Consider the following 736-nt stretch of genomic DNA (forward strand, 5'->3'; position numbering starts at 1 on the left):
AAAATAAATTAAAGCCAGAAGATTTCTTAAGTATTTGTGCCTTTTTAAAAGAAACAGTAGGCTCTAGTGGTTTGGGGAATCTATGTTCAAGTATCACGCGCATATCCGGTGCGGATATATCTAAACAGGCCCTACATCAACGTTTCGATGCGAAAGGTGTTGCCTTTCTCCAGGGGATTTTTAATCAACTAGCTGAACAACAAGCTATTTTTATGCGTCCATTATATATAGATCATTTATTTTCTCGTATCCGTATTTTAGACGCCACTTCTTTTGGTGTACCTAAAAATGATCCAGATCACCCGGATGGTGCCAAAATCCAATTAGAATATGAACTATTTGAAGGGAAATTTCTGCATACATTCCTTTATGACCAAACAAAAAGCGACCAACATGCAGCACGGGAATTGGCAGACACAATTGAACCAGGAGATCTTATCTTGCGCGATTTGGGTTACTTTTCTGGGGAACACTTGAAGAAAATAGATCGTGCAGGTGGCTTTTATATCTCACGTGTCCCTGCCAATATGACGTTTTGGACATGGGATAAAAAAGGGAAGATGATGCAAATCAAACCAGAAGAAGATGCAAAAAAATTGGAACATGGAGAAGCGATAGATTATGGGCACATTCAAATCGGAAAGAAAGGGAAAAACACACTCCAAACACGTCTGGTCGTGCAACAATTAACCGAGGAACAAAAAAAGAAAAGAGAGGGGTATTTACAAAAGAGAAG

Annotated in this window: 1 protein-coding gene; it reads left to right on the plus strand. The window is 39.0% G+C overall.

What is annotated here, in order from left to right; all coding sequences use genetic code 11:
• Positions 1-736: IS4 family transposase (locus D2K62_RS18635; protein WP_117161878.1), on the plus strand; the 736-nt coding region annotated here is incomplete at both ends.

Source organism: Paraliobacillus sp. X-1268 (assembly GCF_003426095.1).
GTDB lineage: Bacteria > Bacillota > Bacilli > Bacillales > Amphibacillaceae > Paraliobacillus_A > Paraliobacillus_A zengyii.